Below are 21,047 nucleotides of genomic sequence, written 5' to 3'. Positions count from 1 at the left end.
GATATGCTTTTTTGCAATTAAAGCTGCTTAGCGATACCGTTTTTGCAACATCAAACTGAAGCAGGGCCTCAGGGGGCTGTTGCTTAGATTACGCCCCTTATTTCCAGTCCCTCCCCGCCTTACACTTCTGCTACGCCCAATTTACCTGTATATACCTGCCGTTCGCTTTTATTGGGATCAATATTAAAATCCTGCATAAATGTTAATGTAAGTAAAAAATATGTTACCGCATTTGAGTATCCCCAATTCTGCATATCCTCTCTTACCCATAATGAGACAGGATAGCGTTTATTACAGCCATTTCACGGAAGAAGAGTTTGCCGCTGATGAATATTTTCAGCAGTGGGTGCTGCTGCCCGATGAAGAAACGCAGCAGTACTGGACATTTTATGCTCAACAGCATCCCCAACAACAGATCGCTATCAACAATGCCGCTAAGCTCGTGCAGCACCTCGCTCAAACCGGCTTTCATATCCCTTTCTTGTCGCCAAACGAGAAACAACAGCTCAGGAATAATATTTTTGAGCAGATCAGCAAGCCGCCTGTGATCACTTCTTTAAAGCGTTCCCCCGCCACAAGCGGTAAATGGTGGCTTCTGGCTGCGGCAATCCTTGCTGTAATTTTTGCATTCCCGTTCCTCTATCCTTTCAATACCCATTCCGCAGCAGGCATAGTGTCTATGGCTTCGGAAACTACCCAAATAAGGCAGGTGAAGAAAATTTTGCTGCCCGACAGTTCTATCATTATCCTCAATGGAAATTCTTCCGTGCGCTATAACAGCAATCTGGCAACTGCTGCTGCCCGGGAGGTTTTTTTGGAAGGCAATGCTTATTTCCATGTAAAACAAACCGCTTCGCTCACGCCTTTTATCGTACATGCCAATCAACTGAAAATATATGTAACCGGAACCGAGTTCAATGTAAACGCCAGGTCCAAAGCCACCGATGTGGTGCTTACCAGCGGCAGGGTGAATGTAACCCTGGAAAAAGGCAGGGGAAAAACGGTGTATATGCAGGCCGGATATGTCCTTAATGTAGATACCGTCAGCAATGAGCTTATTACGGCCAAAACCAACACAGCCCTGTATACTGCCGCATGGAACCGGGGCGAATGGCATTTTGAGGAAACTACCCTGGCAACCGTTGCCCGGCTTATTAAAGAATACTATGGAATGGAGATGGTCTTTACCAACGAAGCGCAACGGCGGCTCATGATTACCGGTGTAGTATCGGTTAACGACTTTTCAACATTGATACAGGTAATAGAGAAAACCTTAAACATCAGCATACAAACACAAAACCAACAATTAATCATTATTAACCCTCAATCAAAACAGTTATGAAAAGAAAGCCATCTTTTTCAAAACGCTGCTTAGGGACAATGTTGCCGGCCGTATTGTTCTTACTGGCCACAACCGGGGCATGGGCGCAGGATGTAGCCGCTCTTTCCCCTTCCTTAGTAAACAAAAGCAATCCTGTGCCGGATAGTGATCTGAAGACCACTTCCCTGCAGGAGTTCATGAATGAATTTAAAAAAATTTATGAAAACATCTACTACAGCTACGAATCGAACACCCTTAAATCGGTAAAGGTAAACTACGATGCGCAGGATGTTACCACACAGGGTAACCCCGATATCGCGCTGAACAAAGTGCTTGCTACTGCCGGTTTGGTGTTTGAAAAAGTGAAAGACGTATATGTTATTAAACAGAACAGGCAAAACAACCAGGAACAGCATTTTGCTATTCCCGCTGCCGTAATCACTACTGTTGCCAATGCGGCTGATTTTGCCGTAAGGGGTAAAATAAGTGATGAAAACGGTGGTGTAGCGGGCGCTACTGTAACAGAAAAAGGAACAAACAATGTTACTACAACAAACAGTAACGGCGAGTTTGCAATAAGCGTAAGCAACGCCAATGCAGTACTGGTAATAAGCCATGTAAGCTACGATACCAGGGAAGTTTCCGTATCCGGCAGATCCAATCTGGATATCACGCTTGATGCATCAAGCAGGGAATTAGAGCAGGTCGTAGTAACATCTCTCGGTATGAAAAGGGAGAAAAGAGCGTTGGGATACAGCATTTCTTCCGTAAACGCCGAGGATATGGAAACCGGCGGCGCTTCCAACGTATTAAAATCAATAGAAGGTAAGGTTACGGGCGTACAAATGAACAGCGTTACCTCCTCACCCACCTCTTCTGTAATGTTCAATATACGTGGAGCTACCTCATTGAAAGGAATAATGGGGGCAAGTAATATTAACAACGAAACCCAGCCCCTGATCGTGCTGAATGGCGTACAGCTGGGTTCCAATACCGTTGGAGCTACCGCAGGTATTGATGCAGGCAACTTTATCTCCACCCTCAACCCCAACGATATAGAAAGCATCTCTGTGCTGAAAGGCGCCAGCGCTGCAGCGCTTTACGGATCCCAGGCAGGTAATGGCGTGATCCTGATCACCACCAAATCGGGCGCAGGAGCTAAAAAAGGGCTTGGTATTTCGGTAAGCAGTGCTACTTCTTTCGATCAGGCTTATAGCGCCCCTCCGGTGCAAAGAAGATTTTTCCAGGGCGATGAGGACGGAAGCGCATTGACCGAAGATAAAAAGGGACTCGGTTGGGCTATAGATGACAAGGTGAACAACAACGAACCTGTATGGAGGTGGAACATCCTTACACAGGAATGGGAAGAATCTGTGCTGGAAGCACGTGGAGATAAAAATCCGCTACTGGCCTTCCTGAGAACAGGGGTGATGACCGACAATAACGTGGCTGTAACCGGCAACTACGACAAGGGTAACTACCGGCTCAACCTCGGCAACCTGGTACACAATGCCGTAATCCCCGACAACAAAACAACCCGAAACAGCGTTTCCTTTGATGCTAAATACAATATAAACGACAGGCTTTCAGTTACTTCCCAGGCATCATGGTCTCATACCTTTGTGCCTAACCAGTCGCACGTTCAGGATAAAAGAGAAGACAACCCGTTGGCACATGCCATGTCTATGCCTATCAATATGCCCAAAATGTCTGAATGGGAAAAGGCCGACCCCTGGATCACCGACTGGGAAGGACAATATCAGAATACACCTTATCTGAAGGGACCTGGACAAAATCGCTTAAGGTATAATGCAGTTGGCAAAAACGGACCTTATTTTGCTGCTGAAAACATTATCAGAACCTATACCAAAGACGTATTTTTCGGAAAGATACAATTGGATTATAAAATAGGTGAACCTTTCCTGCTCACGTTGCGCTCAGGTATCAGCCATGAAAACTTTGCGTTTGAAAGAAAAAGCCCATGGGATGCAGAACGCAGACCTCAAGGCATATACGAACAACAACACAGCAATAATCTCAATGTAAGAAATGACCTGTTGCTTTCCTACAACAAGCGTTTTCTTGGCAATAGGTTATCACTCGATGCTTTAGGAGGCTTTTCGTTTAACTACGGCGAAGCCAACAACTCCGGATTTGGCGGGGAAATATTGACAACTCCCAACTCTTTTACCTTTAGTTCATTACCCGCTGCGGTAAGGCAGGCTGCCTATTTCAACAGGGGTTACCCTAGTCGCAACTACGGCGCTTATGCCACTGCCAGCATCGGATGGCAAAATATGGTTTACTTAGAGTTGTCGGGTCGTAACGACTGGGTAGGTATACTGGGCCATGAAAAGGATAACCATTTCTACCCCGGTGCATCCTTAAGCTGGATAGCATCTGAAACCTTTGATATGGGTAACGTATTTAACTTCCTCAAACTGAGAGGGGGGTATGCACAAACCGGATATGGTATCGGACGACCTGTTAACCAGGACAGCTACGGTATTTCAGGAAATACATGGAACGGCGTTGCTATGGGAACCATCGGTGGTGACCCTGTAGACGCGAATATTAAGCCCGAGCTGAACGTAACCAAAGAAGCAGGTATAGACTTCAGAGCGCTTGATAACCGCATATCGGGAGAATTTACCGTCTATTCCAAAAATCACATTAACCAGATCCAGACCCTGCCGGTGGTAACGTCTTCAGGATTTGGCTCCATACTTACCAATATGGGTGCGGTGAAATCAACCGGCCTGGAAGCGGCCTTAACGGTAACGCCTGTACGCACCAAAAACTGGGTGGTAAACCTCACCGGTAACATCAGCACTTTCAAATCTGTTATTGATGACCTGGACCCACGCTTCTCAGAACGATTTTATAACTATGACGGAGCTTCCTATTTGGCTTTGTTCAAAGGTTCACGTGTAGGAGACATGTATGCACGGCAACCGATTGGCTATATCCAAAACGGCAAATACAAAGGAATGATGCTGACCGGTATTGACGGTATTATTGAGGAAGCCGTTACCACTACAGACTATATTAAAAAGAACGGGTACTTAGGCAATATGAATCCCAAAGCCATCTATGGGTTTGTGGCAGACGCCAGGTACAAAAACTTCCGGCTCAATGTTGTTGCCAGCATGAGAGTGGGTGGTATATTCATTTCCGAAACGCAGAAGATCATGATTGACGATGGCATGGCAGACATTATGGCGCTCTATGGCGATAAATATAACGAGTACTGGACAGGCGGTCGTTTCGCCGGTGGTTTACCGAGCATGCCTAACCCCGATGATATGTTCACCGGGCCTGGCTTCGAAAACTACAGGGAAAAAATGCAGGAACTCATGACCATGTACAATGGCGATCCACGTTACTTCGGCTACTGGAACGCGGTATTCATCAACCCTAACGTTGACCAGTCTCAAATGACCCCGGAACAAAAGCTGAGCCTCGCTGATGGGGATTATATTAAGAACGGGGATGATCCTACCAGAACCCTCTTTATGAACCCTTATAACATGGAAGGACAGGAGTTATGGTCCGGCGCCCAGTTCAGAACGCATGATGCTACTTCCTTTAAGATCAAGGAGATCAATCTCACCTATTCCCTTGATAGGTCGCTGGCACAGCGGCTGCGCTGCCAGGATGTTTCGCTTACCGTTTTCGCCAAGAACGTGATGTTCTGGGCAAAAAACAAAATGAATGAAGATCCTGAAACGGCTTTCTACGATGGTGTTAGAGGCATGGGTGTGGCAGATTTCGGATTACCACCGATCCGCACTATGGGTGTAAGACTGAATGTTAGCTTTTAGGAGTAATCAAATTAATTTGTAAAAATATTATGACGATGAAAACAATACAATATATCATGCTTGGATCGCTGCTACTTGCCGGTGTATCCTGCAGTAAAGATCAACTGCGAATGGACGAACGGGAAACGTCATTCAACGTTAATTACTTCACCTATTCACGATACCAGCTTACTACGGCTATTGTAGATGTTGCATACCAATATGGCAAAGGTGTAATTGATGAGCCGGTTGAAGAAGCAAACCTGTACTTTTTGGAATGTTATAATGGTGGCTCGCAGGCAGCTACGCTCTACACCAACGCTGCCCAGAACTGGGATTACCAGGGTAGCAATCCTTATACACAGCAGTTGAGAACGCTTGGAGCAGTCACAAAGCTGGCAACCAATGAAGATAACATGGCGAATGTAGCAGTAGCTAATATCCTGAAATGCGTTGTAGGCGGATCTCTTACCGAAAAATATGGAGATATTCCCTTCAGCGAAGCTATGGAGGGAAGAAGTGGTGACCTGTTTCCTAAATTCGATTCCCAGAAAGAAGTATATGAGCAGATGTTTACCCTGCTGGATGAGGCGATTTCTATTTTATCGGATCCCGGCAGCAAAGGTTTGCCTGCCGATCATGATGTTTTGTTCAAAGGAGACAGGGCCAAATGGATAAAATTTGCCAATTCCCTGAAGTTCAGGCTCATGGTCCATTCCTATGAGGCATTTAAGAAAGCCGGAAGAGACCTGAGCGGCGAAATGCAGACCATTGCCGGTGGCAACAACTATATGTCTGCAGTAGCCGATAATGCAGGGCTTGAGTTTTCGGGCGTTAGCGAGCGGGAATCGTGGTACCTGCAAACGAAATGGGGAACCGGGAACAACTTTACCGAGCAGAAGCCTTCGAAGTATTTAATTGACCAGATGGTAGGCCTTGATGACCCACGTATGTACGTGATCTTTGCCCCGGCGCTTTCCCCGATATCGGCCAATGCCACGGAGTCCAGCGAAAACATCAAGATAAATGGCTATACTTATAAAATAGACTATTATCCTTCTTCGCTGTATGAACCTTCGGAAATAGTAGCATCCGGAAGAGACCTGAACGGTAATGTTATATCAGTGCCTTATCCACTGGATGCAAAATGGGTAGGAGCTCCGAACCCGATAAACGTTCAGACACAGTATGCAAGCTCCACCAGCCTTCCCGGAACCAACAGTTTTTATGACAACCGCCGCATTACAGGGCTTTCAACGCTGATAGCAGGCACCAACGGTCCCACCCTCAAGGGAGTGATGATGGAGGCAAGCGAAATGGCCTTTCTACTTGCCGAAGCCCGTCAGAAAGGATGGATATCTGCCGGTACTGTTAAAGATTACTACGAAAACGGTATCAGGTTGTCTTTTGAAAGATGGCAGATCGAGAACGGAACCAAGCCGGCTACGCATATCGGGTCAGATAAGATCGTGGATAATTTCAGTAACTACTATGCAAAGCCTGCTGTAGCACTGGACGGGTCCGCTGCCGATCTTGATAAAATCGCTATCCAGAAATGGCTGTCTATGCTTATGACCAATCACACAGAAGCATATACTGACTATAGAAGGACCGGCAAGCCTGTGTTCGTTGGCAAAATAGTTACATCATTTTCTACATACGAATACCCCATGCGGTATCTGTATCCACTGGATGAATCGAGCAACAATAAAGAACAATATGATGCTGCCGTATCTGCAATGGGAGGTAAGGATATAGCCTCTGTTAAGATGTGGATATTGCAATAATCACATCAACGTATAATTTTAAGAACCTGCAAGGCTTACTCAAGTAACCTTGCAGGTTTTTTTAGAAATCAACATGCCATGAAACAGCTTTCCCTTTATCTTCTCGCATTTTCCACGTCAATTGCAGTTTCTGCACAAGATGCCGCCCGACCCATTCTTATTGAGCCCTATTTGCAATACACCACCCAAAACAGCATCCGTATTGCATGGGAAACTTCCGACAGTTGTAGCAGCTTCATTGCCTACGGGCCCGCTCAATTCAATACGGGTACACCTGTGCTTTCGCTCAGGAAAAATTCGGATAGCAAAAACATCATGCATCATATTGAACTAACGGGTTTACAACCCGAAACGCATTATTTCTATAGCGCGGTTTCGGTTTTACCCGGCGGCGACACGCTAGCATCGCCTGTGAGCACTTTTCAAACCGCGGTAAAAGACAGTACTGCTTTTGCCTTTGCCGTATTCAGCGACTCCCAGTTTGATGCTGCCGACCCCGGCGCATGGAATCGTGTTAGTACGCAGGCATGGAAAGAACGTCCCAACTTCGCCCTGCATGCCGGCGACCTGGTAGATCTGGGATATATGAAAGACGATTGGGTGAACGAATTTTTCGCCCCTGCCAGTGCATTAATGAAACGCATTCCCATCTATTCCATACCGGGTAATCATGAGCACGATGCTGCATTCTACTATCGCTACATGTACGTACCACGACCTTATTATTATAGCTTTCGCTATGGCAACGCGGAAATCTTCATGCTCGATACCAACCAGTACCAGGAAGAAGGAACGGATATGTACAACTGGTTAGAACACGCGCTGGCCCAATCAACCGCTTACTGGAAATTTGTAGTGCATCACCACCCACCCTATTCATCGGATGAAGATGATTTTGGTAATACTAACGTTGAAGCATCAACGCTTGGTGATGATGAGGCCAGGAGCTTAACCTCCCTCTATGACAAATATGGTGTGGATATCGTTTTTTACGGACATATTCATACCTATGAAAGATCCTGGCCGGTACGGGAAAATAAAACCGTAACTGAAAACGGCGTTATTTACCTTAACGTGGGCGGCGCAGGCGGCAGGCTCGAAAACCCATCCTCCATCCGTTCCTGGTTCACCAGCAAGCTCAGGACTGTTCATCATTTCGGGTATGTGGCTATTAATGGCAATACCCTTCAATTTCAGGCCATTGATGAAAACGGTGCTTTATTCGACAGCTTCTTATTGACCGGCAGCAGGAAAAGCAAAATGCCGGCACATTATACCCCCGCGGCGCCTGTTTCCATCAATGAACGAAAGATATTTACGGATACGATCCATGTACAATTACAGACTGCTTTACCCGGCGAAACCATCAGGTATACGCTGGACAAAAGCGAGCCCGGTAAAAATTCACCATTGTATAAACAAAAAATTGTACTGGATAAGACATCCACACTTAAAGTTGCTTCATTCAATAAACTTGGCAAAAGCCGCACTAATACCATTCATTTCAACAAAGAAAAAGCGTATGCCTCCATTACGTTAACCCACCCGCAGCAAGGCCTGCATTACCGTTATTTTACCGGCCGCATAAAAGACAATGATCCGGATAAATTCCTTAACCTTCCCTTCAGCAGGGAAGGAACGGTAACACACCCAAACTTTGCGCAAATACCACACCGCAGGCAATACTGGGGTGCTGTTTACGAAGGATATATAAAAGTACCTGCCGATGGCTACTATCGTTTTTCCGGTCATGCCGATCATATATTACGGTTAGATATACACGATAAAATGCTGTTTGAAGAATTAGACCGCGAGATCAACTACGAAGGAGATATTTATTTAAAAGCGGGTTATCATCCCGTAAAAATAGCCTATTATAACAGCCGCTTAGACAGGGCTTTTTTAGAGCTGTATTACAGTGGCCCGGGTATTGAAAGGCAGACTATACCTGCGGAGGTTTGGTGGAGGAAAGGGGGGTTATGATTTATGGTTTATGGTTTATAGTTTATAGTGATTTGATATTTTAGATTTGATATAATTATTAATGACAGGATGAATCCTACTTCTTTTTTGTACTGCTGATGGCTCATTGCTGATTGCTGACAGCCTTCTTCGAATTTCGGATTAAGGCTCCGTTTTTTGTATACTTCAAACCTCCATATTCACCGTAGCGCCCAGCCAGGCCATCATTCCGGCGCCTAAGGGTATTGCATCTTCATCAATATTAAAGGTAGGGGTATGCACACCGGAAGTAATTCCTTTAGCCACATTACCTGCTCCCAAACGGTAAAAGCAACCGGGTATCACCTGCGAGTAATAGCCAAAATCCTCGGCACCCATACGCAGTTCCGATTCTTCCACATTTTCTGCTCCTGCATATGCAGCGGCCGCTGCTTCAGTTATACTGTTCAGTTGTTCATTGTTATATACCGTTGGATAGCCTACATCAATCACAAGGTCAATATCAGCACCCATGCTATGCACCAGCTCGGTAGATAACTTACGTATAAGATCATGCGCTTTAAAACGCCATGTTTCATCCATCGCCCTGAAGGTACCCATCAGCTTCACTTCGCTGGGTATTACGTTGGTGGTATGCCCGCCATGAAAAGAAGTAACGGATAACACCGATGGCGAAAAGGGATTGCGGTTGCGGCTAACGATTTGCTGCAGCGCCACGATCAGTTGTGAGGCGATCAATATAGTATCGGCGGTTTCCTGCGGTGAGGCGGCATGTCCTCCCTTGCTTTTTATGGTAATATAAATTTCATCAGCGCTGGCCATGATCTTTCCACCCCGGAAACGGAACTTACCTGTTTCTAATTGCGGATGCACATGCAGTCCTATAATAGCGGATGGACGCGGGTTTTCCAGCACACCCTCCTTAATCAAAAGACTGGCGCCGCCCGGGTTCTTTTCTTCACCCGGCTGAAAGATCAGCTTAATGGTTCCCTCCCACTCCTCTTTTAATGCATTTAATATACGTGCAGCGCCCAGCAGACAGGTAGTATGCACATCGTGCCCGCAGGCATGCATCACGCCTTCATTCTTTGATTTATAGGGCACATCATTTTCTTCAGTAATGGGAAGCGCGTCCATATCGGCCCTGAGCGCGATGATTCTTTTATCCGGGTTCTTTCCTTTCAATAAGCCAATTACACCGGTAGTGGCTTTTATGGTATAGGGAATGCCCAAAGCATCCAACTGTTGCTGCACCAGCTTAGATGTTTCAAATTCTTTATAGCTCAGCTCAGGATGAGCGTGTAAATGATGACGTATTTCAATTAAATCGGCAGCGTATTGTGAGGCGAGTTGCTTTATCTTATCTTTTAGCATGTACCAAAGATACGAAGGAAAAGAAATCCTCCTACTGGCCAATGGGTGATGGGTGGAGGGTGAAAGGTGGTGGGTTGAGGGTGAATAGCTTTCGTTTATCGTTTCACAAGGAGAGTAGTGAATTCACTGTTCACCATTGCCTATCCTTATCTACCCTGCCCCCTGCAGCTTACCTTTTACACCTTACACCTTATACCTTATACCTTATACCTTACCTCCCTACCCTTTATTCATCCATCTGAAACTCAAAAGCATCATATATCTCCGTACGCCAGGCAAACTGTTGTGTAGTGGGCGATATAGCGAAAAAAGGGGAAAAGGTTCTTACCTTAACTGTTTTCCCATCTGGTAAAAATTCGAGTATCCGCAACCATCCGTCTCCGCCATTTCCATGCCAGCCACCGCCCATTGCCTGCGCGTTAAATACCATCTGGTTCACTTTTTTCCCGGCCGCATTTTTATCTGTTCTGAATCCCACATGTCCTTTGGCGTCATTGGGTACGCCTATATGCCCCGAAAACACCAGCTGTATATTGGAAGAAGGCTGCACTAATTTGTGCCAGATAGCCGCCCCGTAATTGCCATCCGTTACCGGGTAGTTCTCTTTTTCAATTTGCTGGTTAGCGGAATTAAGATAAGAATGGGTAAGAATGATACCTGTATGATTTTTATATTGCTCCATTGCTGTTACCTTTTTTGCCCAGGCAATAATGGTATCGCGCGGCGCGAACTCCAGCGTAAGCAATAAAAATTTCCTGCCCTGCGGAGAAGTGAATTCGAAAGCGGCATTTTCCATAGTGGGTATTCCTTCCGCATTTAACCCGGCTTCGCGAATTAATTTTTGCGTTTTAAAATTTTTATCTACAGGAAAATAGGTGTTATAGTTAGAACGCCGCACGCTGATATTGCTATACCCATAATCATGATTACCCGCCGCAAGCACATAAGGTACTTTGCCATCTAACCTGCCGAATGCACGGGCAATAGAAGCCCATTGTTGTCTGCTGGCCTGGTTGGCCGCAATACCATTTGGGTTTATCATTTCGTTTTGCTCTACGAGGTCACCGGTACACATTACTAATTGTATGTTCAGCCTGTCTATATTTTCGCTTATCCACGCTGTCATTAATTCAAATAGCGGCTGGTTGCGTTCAAACTTCTGGTAGGTTTGCGGATCGGGCAACATAATGATTGACCATGAGTTGGAATCACTGAGGGCAGGCGCTATATACTTCTGCTGCGCTAGAACGTTTATTACACAGCATACTGCAATAACAATGCTGCAAAGGAATTTTAATTTGCCTTGTTTCATGCGTAGTTTGATTTTAGTATTATTGTTAATCCTATTTTTTCACTAACGTACTCTTGTTACGCTAACATAATTGATATAGCGGTATTTACCTAAAACCGTTCTTTCCAGCATTAGCTGATATTTTCCCTGTTTCAATTTCGTTTCTGCCAAAATGGTTTCTTTTTTGGGCGTCATTGGTTTTATAGTATTGTGCTGAAGCAATTCATACATTATCCTGCCCTGCATTTGCGCTGGAGCAGCTATATGATGAATGTGCAAAATAGTAGGTACAATATCAATATTGGAAGTGGGCAAATTACTTTCAAGGGCAGACTTAAAGGATGGCCCATACGCTATTAAAGGTATATGAATTTCCCAAAAGCTTGAACCGCCATGTCCTGCCACGCCCCCGGCAAAATCCGTTCCGGCATAGCCCAAACTGTTTTTATTGTTGTTCCAGTTTTCCGTAACAAGAATATCCGCAGCCCTATGAGGATGATTCCAGTGAATAGATTCAAAGGACAGGGTTCCTTTTATTATACCCTTCATTGAGCCTGGCTTGGCGGCTTTTGTAAAAATAGCGCCTACCCATTCCTGTTCCTGCAATGCTTCAACTGTTTTTTTAATAAGCACCGGGTTGTGATCTTTTACATACAGGGCGCCGTCAGCCAATATAATATCATCAGAATCTTTACTCTCTTTGAGTCCTTTTTGTATTAAAAAACCGCTAAACCCCTGTTTTCCTGTGTGGGTAACAAAGCCGTGATCGGCTGTAATAATAATATTAAAAACAGGCTCCAGCCCTCTTGCCCGGATAGTATCCAATATTCTGCCAAACTGAGCATCCACCGCTTTTAAAGCCCCTAGCGTAATGGGTACGCCAATGCCATGTTCATGCGCCGTACCATCGGGGTCAGAAAACCAGATAGCGCTTACTAACGGTCCGCCGGCAGCCAGCGTATACCGGCACAAGGCATCTGTGATCCATTGGTGCCGGGCAGTGTTAGGCGTAGCACCTTCAGGCGGCGATCCTATGGAAGCCGCAATTTCGGCTTTAAAAGACTCAGGAAGTATCAGATCCGGATTAATGATAGCGCCATTAACCGTATGATTTTGCAGGAACGCCTGTCCGGTTGTGCCGGAACTATACACGAACATCCTTTCCCCTGCGGCCCGCAGCACTTCGCCAAGCGAAGGAGCAGTAAGCAGTTTGCCGGAAGTAGTATCCATAATATGCCTGAGGTTACCGGCGTCACCGGTACTTAAGCTTTTTTGGCTGTTTACCGCCGGCAGGTAAATGGTATTGCCCATTAAACCGTGCTCTTGCGGGTAAGAACCCGTAGCATAAGAAGCCGCATTTACCCTTGTAACGGTGGGGAACACACTGTGATTATCTTTAGCATAGGCCGCTTTTTTACTGAACGCGTACAAATGAGGCATCCACTCCGGTTTAATATAATCAGGGCGCAAGCCATCAAATACCACGATGAGGGTACGCAAGGCTGTAGTGTCACTTTCAGCCACTGGCATGTTTTCTGCACGTGCATTAGCCGAAAAACAAAAGAGGAGTCCCCAAAAGGATAGTTGAAGTATGGATTTCATTTTTTAAACCGTTTCATTTATATATACCGCCAACCTATTTCATGGCAGCATCGTTGCCTGCCCCGTTCGACCAAGTTGCCCGGACGAATGTTGCGGCATGCAGGCATCGCAATCACTTCATCCTCCGGTTTTTCATGGCAGCTTCCGGCTTATGCAAAATCTGTAAAACTAAATGTAAGCAGGTTCTAAGATAAGGTTATTTTTATATCCGGCAGGATGCGGCGCATAAAGTTAAATCCGAAGCCGGGAATCCGAAATTCGGAGAGAAGAGAAAGTTGAGAGGTGAAAGAAGGGCTATCCGTCCTGTCGTTAGCGTTGCTCGCCCAATAGCTGAGAGCTGACGGCTGATGGCAAAGTTCCAAATAACAAAAAACAAGAACCAAACCTGCCTGCGGCAGGCAAGCTTGTCCGCCGGGGCGGATAAAATTCAAATATAAAATTCGAAGCTGAATGCAGTCTCAACTATCGCTGTTCGTGGTGTCTTCGCCACGAACGATTATAATATCGCCTCCGGGCGATAATAATGAATGGTGTGCAACGATAACGTTTACATTACAATCGCCCGGAGGCGATAATAAACAAGTGCCAGGCGAGGACGCCTGACACAGCATACCTGGCACAGCATACAAGAATGGCGAGTGAGCAGTGGTGCGTTTTCAAGAGGTATTGAATTGGCCTGTTACTCCGCTTCAGGCGGATTGTCTACCTGGGCAGGCAGGCTTCGGTACGCATAATTGTTCTAACTTCCGGCATCCGTTCACGCCTTGCAAAGACGGGCCTTTAAAATCAATAACAAGTACTATTAAATATCACGTAATACAATGAAAAATTTTTATTTGCTTTTATGCTTCTTCTTTCTTGGTTCTCATCAGATCCCGCCTAAAAAAGATATGGCAGACCCTGCCACTTACTTAGATGAAATAAAAACCGCGCTCAAAAAAGAATGGCCGGGTAACCGCACGATTAACCTTGTTTTTCACGGACATTCCGTACCGGCCGGGTATTTTAAAACGCCCGTGGTTAATACACTGCAGGCCTATCCTTACCAGGTGCTGAAAGCGCTGAAGGCCGTTTATCCTTATGCCGTTATCAATATTATAAATACTTCCATTGGCGGAGAAAATTCCGAAAACGGGGCAAAAAGATTTGCTACAGATGTATTGATCCACAAGCCTGATGTGCTGTTTATAGATTATGCATTGAATGACCGCGGCATCGGTTTGGATAAAGCCAAAGCATCGTGGGAAGCCATGATCAAACAGGCGCAGGAAAAAAATATAAAAATCATACTGCTAACCCCATCGCCCGACACAAGCGTTCATATCCTGGAGACAGACAATGTGCTGGAAAAGCATGCCCTGCAGATAAAAGGCCTGGCAAAAAAATACGGCACAGGCCTGGCCGACAGCTATGCCGCATTTAAGCAGGTTGCCCATTCAGGCAATAACCTGGAAGCTTATATGTCGCAGATCAATCATCCCAATGAAAAGGGACATGCATTGATCGCGGCAGCTATACTTCCATACTTTATCAATTGATCACCGCCTTAATCATTACCGGCTGATGGTCGGAAGGATAACGCTGATCTTTAGCATCGGTAAGCACGCCATACTTCAACACGTTTATGCCTTTGCTTACAAAAATATAATCAATGCGATTCTTCATAGGCGCAGTGAACCTAAAAGAATTGAACGTTCCAACAGGACCATAAGGAGGATCCTGCGTTACATTATAAGCATCGTTTAGTATGGTTTGCATGGTTTGGATCTGCTCTGTTTCGGGGGTAGAGTTAAAGTCGCCCACGCATATTACGGGAGTGTTTTTTGCGATCTCCTGTATTTTTTTCACCATCAGCTTACCCGATTCCCTGCGGGCTTCAACCCCCTGGTGATCGAAATGCACACTGAAGAAATAAAATGTTTTTTTTGTTTGCAGGTCCTGGAATTTTCCCCAGGAGCAAATACGGTTACAGCATTTGGCATCCCAGCCTTTGCCGGGCTTTTCCGGTGTTTCGCTTAGCCAGAAATCACCTGATTCGATGAGCTTAAACCTCTCTTTCTTATAAAAGATCGCGGAATGCTCGCCGGCTTCTTTACCATCATCGCGCCCATGCCCCGTACGTGCATATGCTTGCAGTTCGGAAATGCCATTGAGCTGGTCTATCAATCCTTCCTGCGTGCCAAAAATATCAAAATCGTGAAACCGGACCAGCGCCTTTACATTCTCCTTTCTGTTTGGCCAGGCATTTAGGCTGTCGCCCGGATTATTGTAACGGACATTATAGGTGGCAATAGTTACCGGAATATTTTTCTGGGCAATAACGGATTGAACACATATGCAAACAAGCAGGGTAAAAACGATTTTTTTCATCTTTTTAATTTTTTGTATGAAAATAGTAACCGCCCGTTGAAAGGGCGGCTGCTATTTGCTAAGGTAATTATAATGTGCCGGATTGCTTTGCCAAAGGTGAAAGTAGCGTTGCAGGTTTGTTTCACCTTTGTCTTCTCACCGCTCACAATACATTCTTATTTAATTCCACCCCGGATTCTGACCCAATGCGGGGTTCATCGTCCGGTCATTTTCGGGAACCGGGTACAAATACTTTTTATCCAGCCATTCTCTTGCCCCCGGATTCCACATTACTTCACCCGAAGTGCCGTTGGAAAGCTGTATACGGCCCACAGCAGCGGAAGGACTCACGTCTACAAAAGCAATGGTGGGATTGGAGCCTGCAGGCTTGGTACCCTGGTAAAATACAACATCATTAATGCCGTCGCCGTTAAGGTCATACTCACCCAGCGCAGGCACGTACATGCCATTCATGGGAGCATCCCGGAACAGTTCGCCAATATGCCACCTTTTCAGGTCATCCGGCCGGAGTCCTTCAAAAACCAGCTCAACGGTACGCTCCCGCATTACTTCTAATAAAACGGGGTCGGTAAATTTATTTTTGTAATAATCCATCAGGTAGGAATCCGCGGCTGAAGGCATTGTGGTTAGCGTTGCTCCTGTAATTCCGGCCCTTTTGCGCAATGCGCCGATAGTAGCAGTCCAGTCAGCATCAGTCATCATACCCAGTTCCGCCAGCGCCTCGGCTTTGTTCAATAACACCTCGGCCCAGCGCATGATGATATGGGCGTTATCATTCCTGCTTTCATCGTCATAAGGGAACCGCTCATCGTAGCACCATTTTATAGGCTGATAGCCGGTAAACGTTTGGTTAAAATTGGGCGGCGCTACCACAGGAACACCGTTTTCAGTTCTGCGGTAGTCACCCAGCCGGATGGTTTGCTTCAAACGCAGATCCCGATTTTCCACTTCATCCGCAAAGGGAGTTGTCTTGTAATTAGCATCATCCGTGAAAGCTGTTCCATCCAGCTTAAGATAAGTATTCACAAAATGGCGGGTCAAACTTGGGCGGTTTCCGTAAGTAGGACTTATAAAACGGCGGTTTGCCGAGCTAAATACCTGCAGGCTGGCGTTCAGCGCCACAGCAAGGATGGTTTCATCTGTATAAGGGTTTCTTGTTATAAACAGCTCCCTGTAGGAGCGGTCGTCTGTAGCTCCCTTGTGCAGGGAGAACCCGGTAATATTATTGGCCGCATTCACTACTTCCTGGTACCAGGTATTGGCCGTACCCTGCATGTTGTAGCTGGTATGGTATTTCCGTAATGATGCTTCATACAGGCATATACGCGTTTTGTATGCTCTTGCGGCGTTTTGCGTAATCCGTGTGCAGGAGGGATCTGAGGTAAGCGTAATGTTTTCGATAGCGTAATTCAGATCAGCCAGCACTTTATCCATTACTTCAAAACGGCTGGTGCGGGGCCCTTTCAGCGTAACGCTGTCGCTTACTTCTATTGTTTTATCAATCCATGGCACATCGCCAAAGCGTTTTACCTTATCAAAATAAAACAATGCCCGGAAAAATCGTGCAAGTCCAAGATAATGTTCTTTCCCTGCTATCGTGCTTTTTTCAGCATTTTCAATAAAATAGTTGATGTTACGCAGATCACTCCAGCTCCATCCCGAACTTGTTACCGGGCTCAGCGCTCCTACGGCCAGGAAATCATCCACCCCGTTACGGGCTACCAGGTCCGATACATCATCGCCCTGGAACACCCCTACATCGGTAGAAGGCAAAAGGTCATAAAAAGAATTGGTATATAATTCCATACCACTTGTTGATCCAAAGATCGCCTGGTTAGTGCCGGTATCAACAGGAATCTCTTTAAGATCGCAGGCTGCAAAAGACATGACTGCGGCTACTATTGACAGGTAATAATATAATGTCTTCATAATATATTAAGCTATAAGATTAGAAATTTACGGTTAACCCTAACGAAAGCACTTTGAGCATCGGATAGTTATAGCCGTCTCCGCTGGAGCCGCCGCTCAAATCACGGTCTGAGCCATAGATGTTGGTTACATCGGTGTCCCTTGTCCATTTATACATAGGAGACCATGTCCAGAGGTTTTCTGCGGAAAAATAAACTTTGATATCAGTGGCATGTATCTTAGAGATCAGGCGTTCAGGCAATGTATAGCCCACCTGGAGGTTCCGTAAACGGATATAAGAAGCATTTTGCAGGTAACGGTCATTAGGTAAATTCAATGAACGCCCGGTTCCCTGCGCGATATAGCCTACCAGCCTGGGCAGATATGCATCAAAATTTTGTAGCTCTTCCCTGAACATATTATCCTGCTGCCAGCGCGGATATGAATTATATGGCCGGTTGTACTGCCCCCAGAAACGCGCTTCGGGTGAGGGATAATAATCCTGCTTCATTACGCCCTGGAAGAAAGCCGACAGGAATATCCCGTTCCAGTCGCCATTAAGGCTGAATCCATAGGTATAGCGGGGCTCTTTGTTGCCGATAATGGTTTTATCGCCGGAATTGCCTACGCGGTTCAGTCCCTGGTAAATCTGGTCATCTCCATCTAAGTTTTTAAACTTGATGTCGCCTACATAGTTTTTCCGGGTGTTGGTGTTGGGAATATTTGCCTGTGAAGGAGATTTGGCAATTTCGTCTTCTGACCGGAATAGCCCCTCTACCTGGTAGCCCCATATCTCTCCTAACCGCTGCCCTACATAATAATCCGTAAGGTTCTTATCGGGGTTGTTATATTTTGTTATTACAGCCTGGTAGTCGGCCAGCATAAACCGCGCATCGTAATTAAACGGCTTATCACCGAGCATAAAATCATCCGACCATTTAATGGATATTTCCCACCCGGTAGTTCTCAGATCTGCATAGTTCCCTTTAGGAACGGCAGTGCCATAAATAGCCGGTACAGTAGGCCCTACGGTAAACATGTCCTTCGTCCAGCGCCGGTACAGGTCACCCACGAACTGGAGCCTGTTATCTAAGCTTGAAAAATCTAACCCAATATTGCCCGTAGTGGATGTTTCCCATGTTAAACCGGCAGGAATAACATTAGGCTGATTGGTCTTCAGCGGGCGAATTCCGTTGATGATACGGCCTGATTGACTTATACTGAAGTTTTCGGTAAAGGAATAAGGGTTAATGTTTCCGTTACCCAGGGACCCGTAAGAAGCGCGCAGTTTTACATTCGATAATACCTTCGGACTTACTTTCCAGAAAGATTCCTCGGAGAGACGCCAGCCCACAGATGCTGATGGGAAAAATGCCCATTGCTGATCAGACGGAAATTTAGAAGACCCGTCATAGCGCCCGTTTATTTCGAGCAGGTAACGATTCTTAAAATCATAATTTATCCTGAAAAAGCCACCGGCAATGGCCCATTTCTGGTAACCACCGCTTGTTATAATACTTTGCCCCAACGCCAGGTTAATGTCGTCTGCATCCTCATAAACAATACCATTCCGCCTTGCCGTAAGGTTTTTGTACAGTGATTGTTCATAATTATAACCTACCAGGAAGTTGAAATTGTGCGCATCGTTAAACGATTTTATATAATTGGCGTACACATTGGTAGCAATATATTCGGTTGTACGCCTGCGCTCTTCTATATCATTGGTATTGGTACCCGTATATCCAATCACTCCTTCATAACGGCTGTAAGGTACCTGCACCCGGTTTTGCTGTGAGCTGATATCGGTGCTCTGAAAAGTGAAATCGCTACGGAGTATCAGGCTTCTGTCAAAAAACTCAGCTTTAGCCGATGCTCTGTTCTTCAGGAAGCGCTGTACGTTATCAACACCATTCCTGCCAATGTAATAATCGCCTACGGTATATGCAGCCGGGAAGGATAATGTACCATCCGGATTTAAGAGCGGCGCCAGCGGATGGCCTTCATCAGCCATGTTTCTCCAGATACCGCTGCCTTCACCCACATTCAACGGCTGATGATAGGTCATCCGTGAATATTCGGTATTGTTTTCCACCTGCAGCCATTCGGTCAGGCGAATAGTTCCTTTTGCCCGCAGGTTATACATCTTGTATACATCCGAATTATAATTGAAAAGCCCATCCTGACCGTTATAGCGTCCGCTTATATAAAAGGTGGTCTTATCATTGCCGCCAGACAGCGTGAGGTTATGATCCTGTGCATAAAACCTTTCTTTATATAATTCCCTGTACCAATCCGTGCTATAATAATACTCGTATTGGCCGGTAGAAGGATTTACTTCAATCCTTGGCAAAGAAGGATCTTCCCACCGTCTTTTTATCTCGGCAAGATAGGCGGGTGAAAAGGGTAAAGTTTTGTTTATCGCAGTGGGTGTATTTCCGTTGTCGTTCCATCTCGACCATGCATCGCTGAACCCCTGCGCCCAGGGATAAGAATCGGTGATGTTATCGGGAACATCGGTGGGCGACTTAACTGAAATATTGGTTAAATAACTAATAGTAGTTCTGTTCCGGGATCCGGATTTAGTAGTGATCAGCACCACGCCAAAAGCGGCGCGTGCCCCGTAAATGGAAGCTGAAGACGCATCCTTTAAAACGGAGATGCTTTCAATATCATTCGGGTTCAGCATCCGCGGATCGCCTTCTACCCCGTCAATCAAAATCAGCGCGCTACCCCCCTGCCCGATGGAAGTGGTACCCCGGATATTAAAGCTTGGAGATTGGGTAGGCTTTCCGTCCAGCATATTGATATTCAGGTTCGGAGAGGCTCCTACCAGTGCCTGGGAAATATTACTTACGGGCCGGTTCCTGAATGCTTCCTGGGTTACCTGATCTACCGCACCTGTTAAATTCACTTTTTTCTGTGTGCCATATCCAACCACTACCACTTCTTCCATTTTAGCATCTACAGGCTTCAGCACAACATCAAACGAGCTGCGCCCGGCTATAGCCATTTCTTCTTTAATGTATCCCACGTATGTAAATTCCAGTATACTGTTTTCCGGTACAGAAAGGCGGAAGAAACCATTAATGTCTGTTTTGGTAGCTGCTCCGCCACCTTTAACCTGCACGGTTACTCCGGGCAGGTACTCGCCGGCGCTGTTCATAACACGCCCGCTCACATCGGCATTGGGCGCCTGGGCATTTTCATATGCCGGCAGAGGCAGGGGCCCGTCTTCATTATCGGAACCGGGAAATTTTAACCCATCCTTCCGGATCACGATCTTGTTGTTTGAAACAATATAATATAACATGTAGGGCTGCAGCAATTCGGAGAGGAATTCGCCCAGCGATGTTTTCTTTGCCGTGATATTAACCCGGTCGGCGGGATCAATGATATTGGTAGCATAAAAGAACTGAATATCATTTTGCCGGCCAATCCTTTCCAATGCATCAAACAAGGTTTCATTTTTGAGAGAAATGGAAATCTTTTTGTTGAGGATTTCCTGTCCCCTGGCATTTTTTGCCGACAATGACATGAGGGAACAGCATATAAAAGTTACGGCAAGGAGAGAGAGGCGCATAAGCTTGAGTATTACAGGTATAATCCTGCCTATACAATTTTTTTGCATA

12 protein-coding genes are annotated in these 21,047 nt (G+C 45.8%); 6 read left to right on the top strand and 6 right to left on the bottom strand.

Annotated elements, in window-relative coordinates; genetic code table 11:
- Positions 1-232: 232 nt before the first annotated feature.
- From PLE34_RS17860 to PLE34_RS17845, 4 genes are all read left to right on the top strand, one after another.
- Entirely contained in the window at positions 233-1,342 is a 1,110-nt protein-coding gene (locus tag PLE34_RS17860; RefSeq protein ID WP_324559162.1) for a FecR family protein, read from the top strand.
- Complete coding sequence (locus PLE34_RS17855) at positions 1,339-5,145, top strand: SusC/RagA family TonB-linked outer membrane protein (RefSeq protein WP_324559161.1); 3,807 nt, start codon at positions 1,339-1,341, stop codon at positions 5,143-5,145. Before PLE34_RS17860 ends, PLE34_RS17855 begins: the two co-directional genes overlap by 4 nt.
- Before the next feature lie 35 nt (positions 5,146-5,180).
- Entirely contained in the window at positions 5,181-6,911 is a 1,731-nt protein-coding gene (locus PLE34_RS17850; RefSeq protein ID WP_324559160.1) for a SusD/RagB family nutrient-binding outer membrane lipoprotein, read from the top strand.
- Between the two features lie 78 nt (positions 6,912-6,989).
- A complete protein-coding gene (locus tag PLE34_RS17845) occupies positions 6,990-8,894 on the top strand; it encodes a metallophosphoesterase (RefSeq protein WP_324559159.1) in 1,905 nt (634 codons plus the stop codon).
- A gap of 165 nt (positions 8,895-9,059) precedes the next feature.
- Here PLE34_RS17845 and PLE34_RS17840 read toward each other — a convergent pair whose 3' ends face one another.
- From PLE34_RS17840 to PLE34_RS17830, 3 genes are all read right to left on the bottom strand, one after another.
- On the bottom strand, positions 9,060-10,247 hold the full coding sequence (locus tag PLE34_RS17840) for a M20 metallopeptidase family protein (RefSeq protein WP_324559158.1): 1,188 nt from the start codon (positions 10,245-10,247) through the stop codon (positions 9,060-9,062).
- 226 nt (positions 10,248-10,473) lie between these two features.
- Entirely contained in the window at positions 10,474-11,559 is a 1,086-nt protein-coding gene (locus PLE34_RS17835) for a metallophosphoesterase (protein WP_324559157.1), read from the bottom strand.
- Positions 11,560-11,601: 42 nt separating this feature from the next.
- Positions 11,602-13,140 carry an alkaline phosphatase family protein gene (locus PLE34_RS17830; RefSeq protein WP_324559156.1) on the bottom strand — a complete coding sequence of 513 codons (1,539 nt, stop codon included), beginning with the start codon at positions 13,138-13,140 and terminating at the stop codon, positions 11,602-11,604.
- 450 nt (positions 13,141-13,590) lie between these two features.
- Between PLE34_RS17830 and PLE34_RS17825 the strand changes: the two genes are divergently transcribed.
- Both PLE34_RS17825 and PLE34_RS17820 read left to right on the top strand, forming a co-directional pair.
- Positions 13,591-13,743 (top strand): hypothetical protein, encoded by a 153-nt coding sequence (locus PLE34_RS17825; RefSeq protein WP_324559155.1) that lies wholly within the window; start codon positions 13,591-13,593, stop codon positions 13,741-13,743.
- 218 nt (positions 13,744-13,961) lie between these two features.
- On the top strand, positions 13,962-14,678 hold the full coding sequence (locus PLE34_RS17820) for an SGNH/GDSL hydrolase family protein (protein ID WP_324559154.1): 717 nt from the start codon (positions 13,962-13,964) through the stop codon (positions 14,676-14,678).
- Here PLE34_RS17820 and PLE34_RS17815 read toward each other — a convergent pair.
- The 3 genes from PLE34_RS17815 to PLE34_RS17805 form a co-directional block, all read right to left on the bottom strand.
- Positions 14,671-15,510 (bottom strand): endonuclease/exonuclease/phosphatase family protein, encoded by an 840-nt coding sequence (locus tag PLE34_RS17815; RefSeq protein WP_324559153.1) that lies wholly within the window; start codon positions 15,508-15,510, stop codon positions 14,671-14,673. The two genes, PLE34_RS17820 and PLE34_RS17815, sit on opposite strands and share 8 nt — an antisense overlap.
- A gap of 159 nt (positions 15,511-15,669) precedes the next feature.
- Positions 15,670-17,439, bottom strand: a complete 1,770-nt coding sequence (locus tag PLE34_RS17810; protein WP_324559152.1) for a RagB/SusD family nutrient uptake outer membrane protein — start codon at positions 17,437-17,439, stop codon at positions 15,670-15,672.
- 19 nt (positions 17,440-17,458) lie between these two features.
- Entirely contained in the window at positions 17,459-20,998 is a 3,540-nt protein-coding gene (locus PLE34_RS17805; RefSeq protein ID WP_324559151.1) for a TonB-dependent receptor, read from the bottom strand.
- Positions 20,999-21,047 lie beyond the last annotated feature (49 nt).

The organism is Agriterribacter sp., from assembly GCF_035445465.1.
Taxonomy (GTDB): Bacteria; Bacteroidota; Bacteroidia; order Chitinophagales; family Chitinophagaceae; genus Agriterribacter.
The sequence above is the reverse complement of the archived record's forward strand: the minus strand, read 5'-3'. Positions and strand labels throughout refer to the sequence as shown.

Bases quoted from the DNA above. Each gene is read 5' to 3' on its own strand.
- PLE34_RS17820 (WP_324559154.1), top strand. From the start codon at position 13,962: ATGAAAAATTTTTATTTGCTTTTATGCTTCTTCTTTCTTGGTTCTCAT.
- PLE34_RS17845 (WP_324559159.1), top strand. From the start codon at position 6,990: ATGAAACAGCTTTCCCTTTATCTTCTCGCATTTTCCACGTCAATTGCA.
- PLE34_RS17850 (WP_324559160.1), top strand. From the start codon at position 5,181: ATGAAAACAATACAATATATCATGCTTGGATCGCTGCTACTTGCCGGT.
- PLE34_RS17805 (WP_324559151.1), bottom strand. From the start codon at position 20,998: ATGCGCCTCTCTCTCCTTGCCGTAACTTTTATATGCTGTTCCCTCATG.
- PLE34_RS17810 (WP_324559152.1), bottom strand. From the start codon at position 17,439: ATGAAGACATTATATTATTACCTGTCAATAGTAGCCGCAGTCATGTCT.
- PLE34_RS17815 (WP_324559153.1), bottom strand. From the start codon at position 15,510: ATGAAAAAAATCGTTTTTACCCTGCTTGTTTGCATATGTGTTCAATCC.
- PLE34_RS17835 (WP_324559157.1), bottom strand. From the start codon at position 11,559: ATGAAACAAGGCAAATTAAAATTCCTTTGCAGCATTGTTATTGCAGTA.
- PLE34_RS17855 (WP_324559161.1), top strand. From the start codon at position 1,339: ATGAAAAGAAAGCCATCTTTTTCAAAACGCTGCTTAGGGACAATGTTG.
- PLE34_RS17830 (WP_324559156.1), bottom strand. From the start codon at position 13,140: ATGAAATCCATACTTCAACTATCCTTTTGGGGACTCCTCTTTTGTTTT.
- PLE34_RS17825 (WP_324559155.1), top strand. From the start codon at position 13,591: ATGCAGTCTCAACTATCGCTGTTCGTGGTGTCTTCGCCACGAACGATT.
- PLE34_RS17840 (WP_324559158.1), bottom strand. From the start codon at position 10,247: ATGCTAAAAGATAAGATAAAGCAACTCGCCTCACAATACGCTGCCGAT.